This is a genomic window from Ideonella azotifigens (assembly GCF_021043325.1).
Taxonomy (GTDB): domain Bacteria; phylum Pseudomonadota; class Gammaproteobacteria; order Burkholderiales; family Burkholderiaceae_C; genus Ideonella; species Ideonella azotifigens.
Genome location: NZ_JAJNKD010000023.1, coordinates 67788 through 84624, shown reverse-complemented (window position 1 = coordinate 84624; position 16837 = coordinate 67788). Strand labels below are relative to the sequence as shown.

Sequence of the window (16837 nt, the reverse complement as noted above, 5' to 3'; positions counted from 1 at the left end):
CCGTTGTTCAGGGCGCGGCGCGGCGGATGCCGCGCAGGCTGGCGATGACCCAGGCGCCGTCAGGCGCAGTGGCCAGGCCGGCGGCAGGCAAGGGGCCTGCGGGGGTTTTGAGCGAAGCGAAGCTGCGGCCGTCGTCCTGGCTGGCGAAGAGCTCGCCGGTCTGGCCGAGCAGCACCAGTTGGCCCGGCGCACGCTCGATGCCGGCCTGCAGCGTCACGGCGCTACCGAGTTCGATCCTGTCCCAGCTGTTTCCGGCATCGGCCGAGCGCCAGGCGCTGCCGCGCAGGCCATAGGCGATGAGGGCCCCCTCGCGGGTGGCCAGCAGGCCGAAGAAGCTACCTTTGTAGGGCGAGGCCAGCGGCGCGAAGCTGGCGCCGCCATCGGTCGAGTGCAGCAGCAGGCCTTGCTCACCGGCCATGAACCAGCGCTCGCCCTGTACCCGCACGCCGTAGAGGTGCAGGCTTTTGGGGTTGGCGGATGCGGTGGGCAGCGGCGCCCAGTGCGCGCCGCCATCGGAGGTGGCGAAGGCCAGGCCGTAGGCGCCCACCGCCACGGCGTGTCGCGCATCGATCACCTCCAGGTCGAAGAAGGGCTTGTCGGGCCCCTCCTCCACCATGCGCTGGGCCTGGCGCTGCGCACGGTCGTCGGCGCCCGCGGCGGCCTGCAAGGCCGCGGCAGCCTGCACGCCATCGAGCTGCCTGGCCCAGCTGCGGCCGCCGTCCTCGGTCTTGAGGATCACCCCCAGGTGCCCCACGGCCCAGCCCGCCCGCGCATCGGCAAAGCGCACCGCCGTGAGCGCGGCCTGCACCGGCACCTTGGCCTGCTGCCAGCGTGTACCGCCGTCGTCGGACCACAGCACCGTGCCGCGTTCGCCCACCGCCACCAGCCGCTCGCCGGCCCGCGTCACCGCCAGCATCGCCGCGCCCAGCGCCTTGGGCGTGACCAGCGCCGGTTCGGCAAGCGCGGCCGGCGCTGCGGCTTGCGCAAGCGCGGCACATGCCGCCAGCGCAATGGCCAGCACATGCCGCTTCATCACCGTGCTCCTTCGTTGGCGAGTTCTTCTGGGCTGAAGAACGAGCGCGGCAACGGCGGCACAGGCTTGTACTGCGAGGCCAGTTCGTTGCTGGCCATGTTCAGGTAGTAGGCGCCGGTCTGCAGGTCGTAGCCGCCCCAGAACATGTTGCCCACCAGCGCCGGAATGTCGGGCGCCAGCAGCGTGAGCGTGTAGTTGGTGCGCCAGAGTTCACCCTTGGCGTCCCAGCCGTCGAACAGGATGATCTGCCAGGAATCCTCGTCGACGTAGTACTTGCGCTTGGGCACCACGTGGCGCTTGCCCTCGGCCAGCGTGGCCTCGACCTCCCACACGCGGTGCAGTTCCCAGCGCACCAGGCTCGGGTTGAGCGTGTTGGGCGTGACGAGATCCGCGACCTTGGCGGAGGCGGCGCGGTTGTTGTTGTAGGGGATGTAGAGCTCGCGCTTGCCGACCAGCTTGAGCTTGTGCTTGTCGTTCGGGCCGAAGAGCATGAAGGCTTCGTCGAACAGGCCGATGCCGGAGGTCACCGAGTCGGGCGTGTCATAGGCCACGGACGGCGCCTTGCGCACGCGCCGCTGGCCCACCAGGTATTGCCACAGGCCGCGCGGGTTGCTGGCGTTCAGGTTGTCGTGCGCCAGGATGGCCTCGCCGGCCTTGGAGCCCGGCTCGCTGACGGAGAACTTGCCGAGCTGGGAGTAGCCGTCGAATTTCTCCAGGCTGCCCTCGGGGTCGTAGAACTGTTTGCGAAAGCTTTGCGTGCCCCCGGAGGCCATGGCGCGGCGGCCATCGGCGGTGACGACCCAGACCCGCACCGGTGCCTGGATGTAGGTGCCGGTCCAGGCCAGGCGGTGGTTCTGGAACACCTCGTCGCCATCCTTGGGAATGGGGAATGGCGTGCCGCCATAGGCGCCTTCGGTGCCCTGGCCATCGTCGACCAGCTTGGCCCGCGTGGCGTTCTTGAAGGTGTTGTCGTAGACCCATTGCGGCGCTGCGGCGCTGCGGTGCGTCGGGTAGACGTCGATGCGGAAGTCGGGGTAGCGCTTCATCAGCGCCTTGACGCCGTCGCTCAGCCGCGCGTCGTATTGCGCCATGTTCTTCGCGCTGATGGCGTAGAGCGGCTTCTCGCCGGGGAAGGGGTCTGGCCGGGGTTCACCAGGCTTGTAGCCTGCGGGTGCCTTGGTCACGCCGCCGTCCCAGGCGGGGATGCTGCCGTCCTTGTTGCCGGCGCGCTCGGCACCCAGCGGGGTCAGCGTGGTCTTGAGGCGTGCGGCTTCGTCGGCCGAAACGGCGGCGCCGGCATTGCCGGCCCAGGCCAGCGCCACAGCGGCGGCCAGCAGGGATGCGTGGAATTGCTTGCGGATCATGCGAATACTCCGTGGAGCGCGGTTCAGAAGGTGCGCGAAACGCTGAAGGCAAGGTAGGCCCGATCCTTCAGCGACTGGCCGAAGCTGAGCTGGCGCGGCGTGCCACTGCCGGCAACCAGCGTCTCGGTGAAGGTCTTGGCGGTACCGAAGTAGTCGGTGCAGGTCAGCGCCAGCTTCCAGTCGTTCTGGTAGGTGCCCTTCAAGCCGATGCTGTAGTCGCCGGCGCTGCTGGCACCGCCGGCGAAGTTGAAGATGGCCGACGAACGGCCGCCGAAGTTGTAGCCCACGCCCACAGGGATCGACAGGTCCAGTCCCGGCAGCACCTGGAAGTACTGCGGCTCGAACAGCATGCGCAATGCGAAGGCGCCCTTGGTGGTGTTCGGGTCCAGCCCGCCAATGCCCTGGCTGCTGCCGTCGGCCGCCGCGAAGATGTCGCGCGTGACGGCCAGGGTGCGGTTGTAGGCCAGCTCGGCCACCACCGCACCGCCGCCCCACAGCGGGCCTGGCTGCAGCACGTAGATGCCGGAGACCTGCGCATGCGCGGTGCGGCCGACGGCGAAGCACGGATCGGCGCTGGTGCTGCCGCAGCTGGCGACCGGCCCCAGGCCCAGCACCGCCGGGTCGCTGGTCAGCGGTGCGTTCCAGCGCAGCGAGGCCTCGGCCGCCCAATTGAGCTGGCCGAGCGACGAGGTGACGCTGGCGCCCACTGTGCGCACGTCTTCTGCATAGGCCAGGTGCACATTGCCGCCCACGAAGTCGAACACCGGCACGGCCGGCGTCTTGTCGTGGTATTGCGCAGCGTACAGGCCGAACTCGTAGTCGCTGCCGGTGGGGCTGAAGCGCAGCTGCAGGCCGCCCTGGCCGTTGTTGCGCGGCCGCAGGTCCTGGTGCTTGTCGTAGGCCAGCAGGATGGGGTTGCCATTGCCATCGACGCCGAAGTTCACCGTGCCGGTGCCGACGTAGTCCTGGTTGGAAAAATAGCTGCCGACGCCGGGAATCCTGCTGGGCCGCCAGCGCAGTTGGTAATAGGCCCCCAGCGACACGCCCTCGGCCACCTGCAGCGAGCCGGAGACCTGCTCGACCGGCAGCAGCACTTCCTTGAACTGCCAGCCCGGCACCGAGACGATCTTGGCCACGTCCACCGGCCCCTGGGCGTTGGCAATGCCGTTCTGGCCGAAGAACACGCTCTCGCCCCACTGCAGCGTGTGGCGGCCGACACGCAGCGTGGCCTTCATGCCGGCGAGGTCGCCTTTGGCATAGACGAAGGCGTCCAGCAGCTCGCTGCCGCGGCCGTGCTGGCGCACCGTGTCGGGCAGGAATTCGTTGGCAGCCTGGTCGCTGAAGTTGTTCGAGCTCGAGGTGCTGGCGCCAATGGGCACGCCGCCTGCATAGATCGGGGTGCCGCCGTAGCTGCTGGGGCGCAGGTAGACGCTGTCGTGCCAGGCGCTGCCCGACAGCCGCATGCCGTAGCTCGGCCCGGTCAGGTCCAGTTCGCCGAGCAGGTCCCAGCGGCTGGAGATCAGTCCCTTCTTGAAATTGTGGTCGCCATCGTCCTCGTTGACGGTGCCTGGATCGGCCGCCACGTCGAACCGGGTCAGCGCGGCCGAAGGGTCCTTCAGCCGGTAGCCGGCGCTGTACTTTGGCGTCAGGTCCAGGCGCAGCTTCAGCTCGCTGTCGTCCGGCATGTCGATCTGGAAGGCGTGGCTGGCAGCGGGCAGCGCGAGCGCGGCCGCCACCGCGATCACGCGACGGGTGGGTTGCATGGGAGTCTCCGTGGTTTTGAGTCGAACGGCTTCTGGTGCGCCGCTTGCTTCGGCCGGGTGCTGGTGCGCCGGCCTTGTTCCGTCCCTGGCCTGGGATCAGAGGTAGGTCGAGGCGAGGCCGCCGTCGACCGGCAGGTTGACGCCGCTGACCCAGCGCGATTCATCGGCGCACAGAAAGGCCACCACCGGCGCGATCTCGTCGGCCAGGGCCGGGCGCTTCATCCGGTGCGCGTCCTTCTGCACCCGTTCCTCGCCCAGCATCTGCACGAAATCGCCCAGGATGGGTGTCATCACCGGCCCGGGGGCGACACAGTTCATGCGCACCCCCTTGCTCAGGAACCATGGCTGCGACTGCACGGCGTTCCAGACGATGAGCGCTTCCTTGAAGTACTGGTAACAGCTTTCCTGCGGCACCGGGTGCCGGGCCAGGAAGGCCAGGCCGGCCTCGAAGCTGGTGGCCTCGGCCAGCGCCTTGTGCTGCGCCAGACGCGCAGGCCATTCGGCGCCGAGGATGGAGGCGATGTTGACGATGGCGCCGCCGGCCGGCAGGCGCTCCAGCGCCAGGCCGCAGAGGTGGCGCAGGCCCAGGTAATTGACGCGCGCCACCAGGTCGACCGGCGCGGTGCCAGGCACGCCGGCCACGTTACACAGCGCGTCGAAGCGTTCGGGCAGTTGCCGGAAGGCCGCATCGATCGCGGCCTGCTCCGCCAGATCGACCTTGATGAAGCCGTCCAGCGTGAGGGTCGGCGCATTGCGGTCCATGCCGATCACGCGGGCGCCCTTCAGACGCATCAAACGGGCGGTCTCGGCGCCGATGCCGGAACAGGCGCCGGTGATGACGATGGTCTTGCCTTGGAAATTCACGGCTATCTCCTTGGAATGTGTGGGCGAGGCATCAGAACGGGAACGGCGTGGCGGCGTCCTTCACCGTCAGCCATTGCCAGGTGGAGAACTGCTCCCAGTCGCCAGGGCCGCCGTGCGAGCTGCCATTGCCGGCGATGCCAGGGCCGCCGAAGGGGTTCACCGCGTCGTCGTTCACCGTCTGGTCGTTGATGTGGACCATGCCGGCGCGCAGCTGCCGGCCCAGCGCCAGTGCCCGGCCCACCGAGGCCGAGATGACGCCGGCCGCCAGGCCGCCCTGGCCGAGGTTGGCCAGGGCCACCGCCTCTTCGTCGGTCTGGAAGCTGACCAGGTTGACCACCGGGCCGAAGGTTTCGTGGTCGAAGGTGGGCATGCCGGGCCGCACGCCGGCCAGCACCGTGGGCTGGTAGAACAGCTGCTCGTACTGGCCACCGGCCAGCAACCGGGCACCGGCCTGCACGCTGGCCATGACCGCGGCGTGCACCCGGTCGCGCTGGCGGGCATCGATCAGCGGGCCGATGGCGACCTGGCCGGTGGCGCCATTGCCCACCGGCAATTGCCTGGCCTTGGCCACCAGGCGCTCCGCAATGGCAGGCGCGATGGCGGCGTGCACCAGCACCCGGTTGCTGGCCATGCAGATCTGGCCCTGGTGCAGCCAGGCGCCCCAGGCGATGTTGCTGGCGGCGATGTCCAGGTCGGCGTCGTCCAGCACGATCAGCGAATTGCTGCCGCCCAGTTCCAGCGACACCTTCTTCAGGTGCTGCCCCGCCAGCTGGCCGATGTGGCGGCCCACGCCGACCGAGCCGGTGAAGGAGATCATCGCCACCTGGGGATCGGTCACCAGCGCCTCACCGACCTCGGCCCCGCCCGGCAGCACATGCAGCACGCCGGCTGGCAGCCCGGCCAACTCGAAGATGCGGGCGATCAGGAAGCCGCCGCTGACAGGCGTGCGCGGGTCCGGCTTGACGATCACCGCATTGCCCGCGGCCAGCGCTGGCGCCACCACGCGCAGCGTCAGGACCAATGGGAAATTGAACGGCGAGATCACGCCGATCACACCGTGCGGCACTCGCCGGGCCAGGCTGAGGCGGCCTGGCGTGGCGGGCAGCACCTGGCCCTGGGCCTGCAGCGGCATCGCAGCGGCAATCTGGCAGAAGGCCACTGCTTCACGCACTTCATGCTGGCCCTTGGGCAGGATGCCGCCGGTTTCGCGGGTGACGTAGAGCGCCAGCTCATCAAAATGCTGCTGGAACAGCGCCGCGGCCCGGTGGAATACCGCAGCGCGCTCGCGCGGCGCCATCGCGGCCCAGGACTGCTGGGCGGCTGCGGCAGCCTGTGCCGCACCGGCCACGTCGCCGGGCGAGGCCAGGCCGACACGGACCAGGGTTTCGCCGGTGGCCGGCTCGACCACGTCGGCCGCCGCCGAGGCCTCGCGCCAGCCACCGCTGAACACATGCTCGCGCCACGGCGCAGCTTGAAGAAGAGAGGTCGTCGTCATGGTCATGGGTTGGGGCTTCCTGGCGCTTGGCTGGTGCAGGCGAGGCACGGCTCGCTCAAGCCCAATTTGCAACGCCTGTGCCATGGACCTGCGCTGCGGCAGCCGCAGCGCCGGCATGGCCGCCCTGCCGCGCTTTGCTTTCACAGTGAAACTATTACCCAACCAGGCACTTACCCTTGTACCCAGTATTGCGGCGCATCAAAGGGTTTTACCGGAGGCTGAATATTTATGAAATGAAAACAATTTCAGCTCGCCGCGACCCGCGGTATTGATGATTTGATGAACAGGCAAGCATGGCCAAGCCCCCGCGCATTTCCCTCGCCGAGGTGGCCCGGCAGACCGGCGCGATGCTGCGGCGCGGCGACAGCGGCCACTACGTCGACGACCAGGCGCCCACGCTCGCCGACCTGACCGAGTCCTTGTTCTTCTCGCCCGGCGATGGCCGGATCTGGCTGAACGACCAGCGCATGCTGTTGATGCACAGCTCGGCCATGGGCCACATGCGGCGCGAGTTGATCGACACGCTGGGCACCGAGCGGGCCCGCGGCCTGCTGACCCGCGCGGGCTACGTGGCCGGCGCCCGCGACGCGCAGCTGGTGCGCGAGCGCTGGCCGCAGGGCGAAGCCGCCAATGTCTTCATGGCCGGCACCCGGCTGCATGCGCTGGAAGGCGCGGTCAAGGTCACGCCGCTGAGCTTTGCCTTCGACATCGACGGCGGCACCTACGAAGGCGAATTCCTCTGGGAGCATTCCAGCGAGGACGACGAGCACATCAGCGCCTACGGCATCGGCACCGAGGCTGCCTGCTGGTCGCAGGTGGGCTATGCCACCGGCTATGTGACCAGCCTGTTCGGCCAGCTGGTGGTCTTCCGCGAGATCGAATGCCGCTCGATGGGCGCCAGCGCTTGCCGCGTGGTGGGCCGCCATGCCGCTGCCTGGGGCGACGTCAGCGAAGACTTGCGCTACCTGGAGGCCAAGGACTTCCGCCGGCTGGGCGCCGCGCAAGCTGGCTCGGCCGACGAAACGCGCCCGCTGGCCAACATGATGGCCAGCCAGGCGCCGGCCGCAGCCACCGGCGACGACCACCACCAGATCGTCGGCGCGTCTTCGGCCTTCAACTCGGCCTGCCACCAGCTCGCCCGCGTGGCCGCCACCCGCGCCACGGTCTTGTTCACCGGCGAGTCAGGCGTCGGCAAGGAGGCTTTTGCACGCCGGCTGCACCGCATCAGCGCGCGCGCCGAGCAGCCCTTTGTCGCGGTGAACTGCGCCGCCATCCCCGAAACCCTGATCGAAAGCGAGCTGTTTGGGGTCGAGCGCGGCGCCTTCACCGGCGCCAGCCAGTCGCGCCCCGGCCGTTTCGAGCGCGCCGATGGCGGCACCCTGTTCCTCGACGAGATCGGCACGCTGAGCCTGGTCAGCCAGGGCAAGCTGCTGCGCGCGCTGCAGGAGGGCGAGGTGGAACGGGTGGGCGGCACCCGCACCCTGCGCGTGGACGTGCGCGTGGTGGCGGCCACCAATGTCGACCTGCAGGAGGAGGTGCGCGGCGGGCGTTTTCGCGAAGACCTCTACTACCGGCTGAACGTCTACCCGATCCACCTGCCGCCGCTGCGCGAGCGGCGCGACGACGTGCCGCTGCTGATGAACCACTTCCTGCGCCGCGAAGCCGCGCGCCACGGCCGCCACCCGACCGGCTTCACGCAGCGCGCCGTGCGCGCAATGCTGCACTACGCGTTTCCCGGCAACATCCGCGAGCTGCAGAACCTGATCGAGCGGGGCGTGATCTCGGCCGAGGACGGCGCCGCCATCGACGTGGCCCACATGTTCCGCCGCGAACAGCTCAGCGACGCGGCCCTGCTGGCCATCGGCGCACATGGCACGCTGACCACGGCCAGGGACGGCGGCGAACCGCGGCAACTGCTGGCGTTGCTCAGCGGCGCGCTCAATGGCAGCACCGGCGACGGCGCAGGCGGCGGCCCGTTTTCGCTCGAGGCGCTGGAGCGGCGGCTGCTCAACGAGGCCGCCGAGGCAGAACATGGCAACCTGGCAGCGGCGGCGCGCCGGCTGGGCTTGACCCGCGCGCAGTTTGCCTACCGGCTGGAGCGGGCACGCGACCCCGCCGCCGGCTGATCAGTCCAGCAGCGGCACCACCGGCGAGCGCAACTGCGCCTTGCGCTCATCCAGGTCCGGGATGACCGAACGCACCACGTCCCAGAAGGCCGGGCTGTGGTTCATCTCGCGCAGGTGGGCGAGTTCGTGCGCCACGACATAGTCGATCACCGACAGGCCGAAGTGCACCAGCCGCCAGTTCAGGCGGATCGAGCCATCGGCCGAGGCGCTGCCCCAGCGCGTCTGTGCCGACGACAGCCGCATGCGCGTGACCCGCACGCCCAGGCGCTGCGCGAAGTGGGCGCAGCGTTCTTCGAACAGCTTGCGGGCTTCGCGCTGCAGCCAGGCCTGCACCGTGTCGCGGATCTGCTCGGCGCTGGCGTTGTGCGACAGGCCCAGGTGCAGCGTGAGCCGCGGCACGCCGGGCAAGGCCTGGGCGTCGCTGTTCAGGCGGGCACCGGTGGCGCGCGGGTCCAGCACGACGATCAAGGTCTCGCCGAGGTAAGGCAGGCTGGTGCCGTCATGCCATTCGATGCGCGCAGCCTGCAGCCGGCGGCCGCGCTCGCGCTGCTCGGCCAGCTTGCGCAGGATCCAGCCGGACTTGTCGCGCAGCGCCTGCTCGATGTCGCCAATGCCGACCCAGCGCGGCGCGCTGACGGCCAGCCCGTCCGGCCCGATGGAAAAGCCGATGGATTTTCGGCGCGCACGGCGCAGCAGGTAGCCCACCCGGCAGTCGCCCAGCCGGATCTCGCGGTCGGCCTTGGCATGGGTGTAATCGAACGGCCGCGGGCCGGGGGGCGGCGCAGGCGGTGGGGGCTGGACAGCTGGGGGCTGGGACAGCGCGGCTGGTGCCGGGGTTGACGGCGCGGTGAACGCACCGGTCAGCGACGGGAACGCCGCGTCGATCAGGTCGAACAAGGACATCTGGCGCGGCAAGGCGGCGTCACGGCGTGGGGCCATGAGCGGCGATTCTAGTGACTCAACGGCTTGCGTAGGCTTCGGGGTCGATGCGCCGCATCTCGGTTTCGATCCAGGCTTCGACTTCGCGCATCAATTCGTCGGGCTTGCGGCCAACGGAGGGGATGGGCGGGCCAATGGAGACGTCGATCATGCCGGGGCGCAGCAGGAAGCTCTTGCGTGGCCAGCACTTGGCCGAGCTGACGGCAATCGGCACGACAGGCACGCCGGCCGTGATGGCCAGCCGCGAGGCACCGGTCTTGTAGTCGCCCTGCTCGCCGCGAGCCGAGCGTGTGCCCTCCGGGAACATGATGACCCAGTTGCCCTTGGCCATGTGCTGCTGGCCCTGCTCGGCCACCTTGCTCCAGGCCTGGTTGCGCTTGCTGCGGTCGATGTGGATCATGTCCAGGCTGCCGATGGCCCAGCCGAAGAATGGGATCCACAACAGCTCGCGCTTGAACACATAGCACAGCGGGTGCGGCATGATCGCCGGGAAGGCGAAGGTCTCCCAGGTCGACTGGTGCTTGGGCGCCAGGATCACGGCAGCCTTGCTGTCGGCCGCGGTCGGCACGTGTTCCATGCCGGTGATGCGGTACTTCACGCCGCAGATCACCTTGGCGCCCCAGATCGCAGTGCTCAGCCAGCCGGCGCACATCCAGTACAGCGGCGTGCCCTTCATCACCACCGAGACCAGCACCACGGCCAGCGCCCAGGGGATGACCGTGACGGTCATCCAGAGGAAAAACAGGGCCGATCGAATCATCCATCCCAAACGTTGCATGTACTTCCAGGCTCCTGCCTTGCGGGTTCTAATTTCAAACGCTGGGCTTCAGGCCCGCGGCGGGCGCCCGCTGGCCGTGCGTGCCGGCCGGGTGGAGCAGCTTTTGGGCAGCTTCTTTCGCGAGCAGCCAGCGAGCGAAGGAGGCCAGGTCGTCATGCACCTCGGTGCTGGGCACCGCGGCCATCCACTGCGCCAGTTCGGCCTCGGTCACCAGCGTGGCGCGCCCGCTGCGCACCAGGTGCGGCGGGCAGCCAGCGGCGCGCGCTGCTTCGAGGTCGCGCAGCGTGTCGGCCACCATCGGCACCAGCTTCAGGTCCACGCCGTAGCGCAGCGCAATGTCATGCATCATGCCCGGCAGCGGCTTGCGGCAGTCGCAGGCCTCTTCGGGGGCGTGCGGGCAGAAGAAGACCGCATCAATGCGGCCACCCTTGGCCATCAGCAGCTTCATCATGTGCTGGTGCACCGCATTGACCGAAGCCATGTCGACCAGCCCGCGGCCGATGCCGGACTGGTTGGTCGCCAGCACCACGTGCCAGCCGGCATGGTTGAGCTGCGCCACCGCCTCCAGCGCGCCGGGAATCGGCTCCCATTCGTCGGGCTCCTTGACGTGGTCCTCGCGGAAGCGATTGAGGATGCCGTCGCGGCCGATGATGATGAGCTTGGGCGCTTGCATGGTGATGAAGGTTCAGTCGCTCAACTCGCCAGGCGCGACAGGTCGGCCACGCGGTTCATCGCCGCGTGCAGCCGGCCCAGCAAAGCCAGGCGGTTGTTGCGCAGCGCCAGGTCTTCGGCGTTGACCATCACGTCATCGAAAAACGCATCCACCGGCGCCTTCAGCCCGGCCAGCGCCTGCAGGCTGGCGGCGTAGTCGTGCGCGTCGAACAACGCGTCGGCCTTGGGGCCCAGCTCGGCCAGCGTGGCGGCCAGCGCCTGCTCGGCAGGCTCCTTCAGCAGCTCGGCGGAGACCTCGGTCGGCAGCGTGCCTTCGACCTTCTTCAGGATGTTGCCGACGCGCTTGTTGGCCGCAGCCAGCGAAGCCGCTTCCGGCAGCGCGGCAAACGCGCGCACCGCTTCAAGCCGGCGCGGCACGTCGCCCAGGCGCGCAGGCGCGAGCGCCAGCACGGCGTCCACCTCCTGCGCGCTGTAGCCCTGGTCGCGCAGGCCCACGGCCAGGCGGTCGGCCAGGAAGGTGCCTAAAGCGGCGCTCGGGTCCTGGATCAGCTCGCCGAAGACCGGCACCGCGGCCTTGACCAGTGCCGGCAGTTCCAGCGACAGGTTCTTCTCGATCAGCAGCCGGATCACGCCCAGCGCATGGCGGCGCAGTGCAAACGGGTCCTTGTCGCCGGTGGGCAGCTGGCCGATGCCGAACAGGCCGATCAGCGTCTCCAGCTTGTCGGCCAGCGCCAGCACCGTGCCGGTGTGGTTGCGCGGCAGCGCGTCGCCGGCAAAACGCGGCTTGTAGTGGTCCTCGATGGCGATGGCCACGCCGTCGCGCAGGCCCTCGGCCCGGGCGTAGTAGCCGCCCATGATGCCTTGCAGCTCGGGGAACTCGCCGACCATGTCGGTCAGAAGATCGGTCTTGGCCAGCAGCGCAGCTTCGTGGGCCTTGTGTTCGAGCATGTCCAGCTCGTCCTTGGCCAGCACGGTGTACGGGTACACGGCCATGCGCAGCTGCTGCACGATCTCGTGCGCAATGCGGGCCACGCGCTCGCTGCGCTCGCCCTGGGTGCCGAGCTTGCCGTGGTAGACGACCTTGGCCAGGCCCGGCACGCGCGAGGCCAGCGTCTTCTTGCGGTCCTGGTCGAAGAAGAACTTGGCGTCGGCCAGGCGCGGGCGCACCACGCGCTCGTTGCCACCGATCACCGCGCTGGCGTCTTCGGGGCTGATGTTGCTGACCAGCAGGAAGCGGTTGGTCAGCTTGCCGTGGCCGTCGAGCAGTGGGAAGTACTTCTGGTTGGCCTTCATCGTCAGGATCAGGCATTCCTGCGGCACGGCCAGGTACTCGGCCTCGAACTGGCAGGTCAGCACGTTCGGCCGCTCGACCAGCGCCGTCACTTCGTCCAGCAGCGCGTCGTCCTCGATGGGCTTCAGGCCGAGCTTGGCGGCGGCGGCATCCAGCTGGCGGCGGATCTCGTCGCGCCGCTCGTCGAAGCTGGCGATCACTGCACCCTGCTCGCGCAGCTGCGTGGCGTAGCTGTCGGCGCTGTTGAGCACCACCGGGCTGACGGCAGCCTCGAAGCGGTGGCCTTGCGTCTCGCGGCCGGCCGTGAGGCCCAGCGCCGCGAGCTTCAGCACCTGTTCGCCATGCAGCGCGACCAGGCCGTGGGCCGGGCGCACGAACTTGACGTCGCTCCAGCCGTCGGCCAGCTGGTAGGTCATGACCTTGGGGATGGGCAGCCTGGCCAGCGCTTCGTCCAGTGCCTTCTGAAGGCCGGGCTCCAGCGCCACGCCTTCGGCCTGCATGTCCAGGAACAGGGTTTCGGCCTTGCCGTCCACCCGGCGCTGCAACTGGGGCAGCACCTCGGCGCCCAGGCCCAGCGCCTGCAGCTTCTTCAGCAGCGCGGGCGTGGCTTCGCCCGTCGCCGTCAGCGCGACGGCGACCGGCATCAGCTTGTGCTGCACCGGCTTGTCGGCCGCCTTGGCAGCGACTTCCGTCAGGTGCAGCGCCAGCCGGCGCGGCGAGGCATAGGCGGTGGCCACGCTGGTGGCCGTGGCCAGGCCTTGCGCCTTCAGGCTGTCGGCCAGCGTGCCGGCAAAGGATTGGCCGAGTTTCTTCAGCGCCTTGGGCGGCAGTTCCTCGACGAAGAGTTCGACGAGCAGGTTCTGGGTGGTCATGGTGCTCAAGCCGCCTTCTTCGAATCGTTTTTCCTGGCTTCCGCTTCGGCCTTGGCCACCAGCTGGGCCTGCACCTCTTCGGCCCAGGCCTTGGGCGCCATCGGGAAGCCCAGGCGGGCGCGGCTGTCGAGGTAACCCGCGGCCACGGCGCGCGCCAGGTTGCGAATGCGGCCGATGTAGGCGGCGCGCTCGGTCACGCTGATGGCGCCACGCGCGTCCAGCAGGTTGAAGGTGTGCGCCGCCTTCAGCACCTGCTCGTAGGCCGGCAGCGCCAGCTTCGCGCCGATCAGCTGCTGGGCATTGCCCTCGTGCGCGCCAAAGGCGGTCAGCAGGAACTCGACGTTGCTGTGCTCGAAGTTGTAGGTCGACTGCTCGATCTCGTTCTGCAGGAACACGTCGCCGTATTTCAGGCCGTCCGTGTACACCAGGTCATAGACGTTCTCGACGCCCTGCAGATACATCGCCAGCCGCTCCAGCCCGTAGGTGATCTCGCCGGTGATGGGTTTGCAGTCGATGCCGCCGACCTGCTGGAAGTAGGTGAACTGGGTGACTTCCATGCCGTTGAGCCAGACCTCCCAGCCCAGTCCCCAGGCGCCCAGCGTCGGGTTCTCCCAATCGTCCTCGACGAAGCGCACGTCGTTTTTCTTCAGGTCGAAGCCCAGCGCTTCGAGCGAGCCGAGGTAGAGCTCCAGGATGTTGGCCGGTGCGGGCTTGAGCACGACCTGGAACTGGTAGTAGTGCTGCAGCCGGTTCGGGTTGTTGCCATAGCGGCCGTCCTTGGGGCGGCGGCTGGGCTGCACATAGGCGGCCTTCCACGGCTCGGGGCCGAGCGCGCGCAGGAAGGTGGCGGTGTGGCTGGTGCCGGCGCCAACCTCCATGTCATAGGGCTGCAGCAAGGCACAGCCTTGCTGGCCCCAGTAGTCCTGGAGGCGAAGAATGAGTTGCTGGAAGCTGAGCATGGTGGGCACAGGAAGCGGCGGCCACGCGCGCCGCAGCGCATGACCAAGCCTAGGAGCCGCAGGACGGCATCAGGAGAATCGATTCTAAGTGTCGGCTGCAGAGGCGCGAGTGGGGGATGTGCCCTCCCGCCGCGGCATCACGCGAGCCGCCAGCAGCACAAGCGCCACCAGTGCCCACAGCGGCCACAGCCCGCAGCGGCTGAGCCAGCGCGCATACGGCGTGTCGCCCTGGCGGCCCTGCACCGTCACGTCCAGCACGCCGGTGGTCCAGCCGGGCAGCGCCTGGGTGACGACGCCGTGGTGGTCGATGGCCGCCGTCATGCCGGTGTTGGTCGCGCGCACCAGCGGGCGCTGGAATTCCATCGCCCGCAGCTGCGAGAACTGCAGGTGCTGCTCCTGCATCATGTGCTTGCCGAACCAGGCCAGGTTGCTGGCGTTGACGAACATCGTGGCCGACTGCGGACCAACGGCGCTGCCGGCAAAGTCCTCGCCGAACAGGTCTTCGTAGCAGATCAGCGGCCGCACGCGCTGGCCGCCGACCTCGAACACCGCCTCGTTGGTGCCGTGCGCCTGGTCGCCCAGGGGGATCTGCATCAGCTCGACGAACCAGCCGAAGCCCGGTGGGATGAATTCGCCAAACGGCAGCAGGTGTCGCTTGCCATAGCCGTAGAAGGAACCGCTGGCGAGTTGCCGGGCCGAGACACCGGCCATTGAGTTGACATAGCCTTGCTGCGCGTCACCCAGGAAGGTGCCGATCAGGGCGGCGCGCTCGCCCTGCGAAAACGGCTGGACCAGCGAGGCCCAGTAGGCCGGGTCCAGGTCGGCCCGCGGCACCGGCAGCACGGATTCGGGTGTGACAACCAGTTGGCCGGTCGCGCTCAGCAACTGCGCCTGCAGCGAGGCCATGTTCTCGCCAAAGCGCTCGGGGTCGAACTTGATGTCCTGCGGCACGTTGGGCTGCAGCAGGCTGACCGTCAACTCGCCGGCGGGCTGGGTGAAGTCCTTCGGCGCCAGCCAGCCGAACACCGGCAGCAGCAGCGCTGCAACCAGCAAGGCAGGCGCGCGGCGCGGTGCCATGACCAGCCCGGCCAGCGCCGCCGCCAGCAAGGCCGCCACCGCGCCCATGCCGTAAACACCCACCCACGGCGCGAGCGGCGCCAGCAAGCCCTCGCTGTGGGCATAGCCCGAGGCGATCCACGGGAAGCCGGTGAGCAACTGCGCCCGCGCCAGCTCGGCCATCAGCCAGCAGGCGGCGAACACCAGGCCGCGCAGCAGCGGCGAGTGCCCGCGGCCCAGCCACGCAGCCGCGGCCATTGCCAGCGCGAGGTAGAGTGACAGCAGCCCGGCCAGCAGCAGCACCGCAAGCGCGGCCAGCGGCATGGGCATGCCGCCAAAGTCGTGCATGCTGATGTAGAGCCACCACAGGCCGGCCACCAGCCAGCCCAGGCCGTAGCACCAGCCGGCCCAGGCGGCGCGGCGTGGCGTGGCACGCTGCACGGTCCCTGCCAGCAAGGCCAGGCACAGCGGCTGCAGCCACCACCAGCCCAGCGGCGCAAACGACGCGACCTGCAACGCGCCCGCGGCCAGCATCAGCAGACCCGGGCGCCACGCAGGCGCGGCCAGCCGGCCCCGGCTCACGCGGCGTCTTCGGCGATGACGCCGTTCGGCGCGCGGCGCACCTTGAACCAGCGCACCGCGCCGCCGCGGGTCAGCATCACGCTGAAGCTCAGGCCGTGGGTCATCACCGTCTCGCCGCGCTGCGGCACATGGCCCAGCTCGTGGGCGATCAGCCCGCCGATGGTGTCGAAATCCTGCTCCGGCAGCGTCAGCACCAGGGCTTCGTTGACGGCGGCGATCTCGGCGTCGCCGGCCACGCGGTAGCTGCCGTCGGCCAGCGTGTAGACGCCGCTGGGCGCGTCTGCATCGTCGAACTCGTCCTCGATCTGGCCGACGATGACTTCCAGCACGTCTTCGATGGTGATCAGCCCTGCCGTGGTGCCGAACTCGTCGATCACGATGGCCAGGTGATTGCGGTTCGAGCGGAAGTCGCGCAGCAGCTCGTTCAGGCTCTTGGACTCCGGCACGAAGATCGCCGGGCGCAGCAGGGTGCGCAGGTTCAGCTCGGGCGCCCGCTGCAGCTTGAGCAAGTCCTTGCTCAGCAGGATGCCGATGATGTTGTCGCGCCCGCCCTCGGTCACCGGGAAACGCGAGTGGCCGGTGGCAATGACCTCGGCCAGCAGGGCCTCGTAGCTCATGCCGATGTCCAGCACGTCCATGCGCGGGGCGGCGACCATCGCGTCACCGGCGGCCATGTCGGCCAGGCGCAGCACGCCTTCCAGCATCGCCCGCGACTGCGGCTCGATCAGCTCGCGCTGCTCGGCGCTGGCCAGGGTTTCGATCAGCTCGGCCCTGGAGTCCGGACCAGGAGAGAGGAATTCGACCACGCGCTCGAACAAGCTGCGGCCACCGCTTTCGGAGCCGGTGCGCTGGGCGGCGCCGGCAGCGGCATGACCCGGCCGCGGGGGCCGGGGAGACTGGGGTTCGGACACAAGGGGTGCCGGCAGTGGAGGAAGCGGGAGAATACTCGATTCGTTTTTCAGCCGCAGGGCAGCGGCGCGAGTTCGGCTTGACAGCGCCGGGGTCAGGCCTCAGAGTCCGCCCCCCGCGCCAGGCAAGGCAAA

At 69.2% G+C, this 16837-nt stretch carries 14 protein-coding genes; 2 read left to right on the top strand and 12 right to left on the bottom strand.

What is annotated here, in order from left to right; all coding sequences use genetic code 11:
• Positions 1-7 precede the first annotated feature (7 nt).
• From LRH25_RS29895 to LRH25_RS29875, 5 genes are all read right to left on the bottom strand, one after another.
• Complete coding sequence (locus tag LRH25_RS29895; RefSeq protein ID WP_231013084.1) at positions 8-1033, bottom strand: WD40/YVTN/BNR-like repeat-containing protein; 1026 nt, start codon at positions 1031-1033, stop codon at positions 8-10.
• The gene (locus LRH25_RS29890) at positions 1033-2397 is read right to left on the bottom strand and encodes a DUF1329 domain-containing protein (RefSeq protein WP_231013083.1); all 1365 of its coding nucleotides are present in this window, start codon (positions 2395-2397) and stop codon (positions 1033-1035) included. Before LRH25_RS29890 ends, LRH25_RS29895 begins: the two co-directional genes overlap by 1 nt.
• A gap of 23 nt (positions 2398-2420) precedes the next feature.
• The gene (locus tag LRH25_RS29885; RefSeq protein WP_231013082.1) at positions 2421-4160 is read right to left on the bottom strand and encodes a DUF1302 domain-containing protein; all 1740 of its coding nucleotides are present in this window, start codon (positions 4158-4160) and stop codon (positions 2421-2423) included.
• A gap of 96 nt (positions 4161-4256) precedes the next feature.
• Complete coding sequence (locus LRH25_RS29880) at positions 4257-5024, bottom strand: coniferyl-alcohol dehydrogenase (protein ID WP_141290435.1); 768 nt, start codon at positions 5022-5024, stop codon at positions 4257-4259.
• 31 nt (positions 5025-5055) lie between these two features.
• The gene (locus LRH25_RS29875; RefSeq protein ID WP_231013098.1) at positions 5056-6519 is read right to left on the bottom strand and encodes a benzaldehyde dehydrogenase; all 1464 of its coding nucleotides are present in this window, start codon (positions 6517-6519) and stop codon (positions 5056-5058) included.
• Here LRH25_RS29875 and LRH25_RS29870 point away from each other — a divergent pair.
• Together LRH25_RS29870 and LRH25_RS29865 are read left to right on the top strand one after the other, a co-directional pair.
• Positions 6518-6751, top strand: a complete 234-nt coding sequence (locus LRH25_RS29870; protein WP_231013081.1) for a hypothetical protein — start codon at positions 6518-6520, stop codon at positions 6749-6751. The two genes, LRH25_RS29875 and LRH25_RS29870, sit on opposite strands and share 2 nt — an antisense overlap.
• A gap of 61 nt (positions 6752-6812) precedes the next feature.
• The gene (locus tag LRH25_RS29865) at positions 6813-8645 is read left to right on the top strand and encodes a sigma 54-interacting transcriptional regulator (RefSeq protein WP_231013080.1); all 1833 of its coding nucleotides are present in this window, start codon (positions 6813-6815) and stop codon (positions 8643-8645) included.
• On the opposite strand, the gene LRH25_RS29860 is transcribed toward LRH25_RS29865, so the two are convergent.
• The 7 genes from LRH25_RS29860 to LRH25_RS29830 all read right to left on the bottom strand — a co-directional run bounded on the left by LRH25_RS29860 (position 8646) and on the right by LRH25_RS29830 (position 16705).
• On the bottom strand, positions 8646-9584 hold the full coding sequence (locus LRH25_RS29860) for a M48 family metallopeptidase (protein WP_231013079.1): 939 nt from the start codon (positions 9582-9584) through the stop codon (positions 8646-8648). It abuts the gene before it with no gap.
• 19 nt (positions 9585-9603) lie between these two features.
• Positions 9604-10362: a lysophospholipid acyltransferase family protein gene (locus tag LRH25_RS29855; RefSeq protein WP_141291431.1), complete on the bottom strand. Its 759-nt coding sequence runs from the start codon at positions 10360-10362 to the stop codon at positions 9604-9606.
• Positions 10363-10396: 34 nt separating this feature from the next.
• Entirely contained in the window at positions 10397-11035 is a 639-nt protein-coding gene (gene gmhB, locus LRH25_RS29850; protein WP_141291433.1) for a D-glycero-beta-D-manno-heptose 1,7-bisphosphate 7-phosphatase, read from the bottom strand.
• A gap of 20 nt (positions 11036-11055) precedes the next feature.
• Entirely contained in the window at positions 11056-13197 is a 2142-nt protein-coding gene (gene glyS / locus LRH25_RS29845) for a glycine--tRNA ligase subunit beta (protein WP_231013097.1), read from the bottom strand.
• Positions 13198-13202: 5 nt separating this feature from the next.
• Positions 13203-14156, bottom strand: coding sequence for a glycine--tRNA ligase subunit alpha (gene glyQ / locus LRH25_RS29840; RefSeq protein WP_141290170.1), 954 nt, complete (start codon positions 14154-14156; stop codon positions 13203-13205).
• An 84-nt stretch (positions 14157-14240) separates the two neighbouring features.
• The gene (gene lnt, locus LRH25_RS29835; RefSeq protein ID WP_231013078.1) at positions 14241-15794 is read right to left on the bottom strand and encodes an apolipoprotein N-acyltransferase; all 1554 of its coding nucleotides are present in this window, start codon (positions 15792-15794) and stop codon (positions 14241-14243) included.
• Entirely contained in the window at positions 15791-16705 is a 915-nt protein-coding gene (locus tag LRH25_RS29830; protein ID WP_375142191.1) for a CorC family transporter, read from the bottom strand. Before LRH25_RS29830 ends, lnt begins: the two co-directional genes overlap by 4 nt.
• Between the last annotated feature and the right edge of the window lie 132 nt (positions 16706-16837).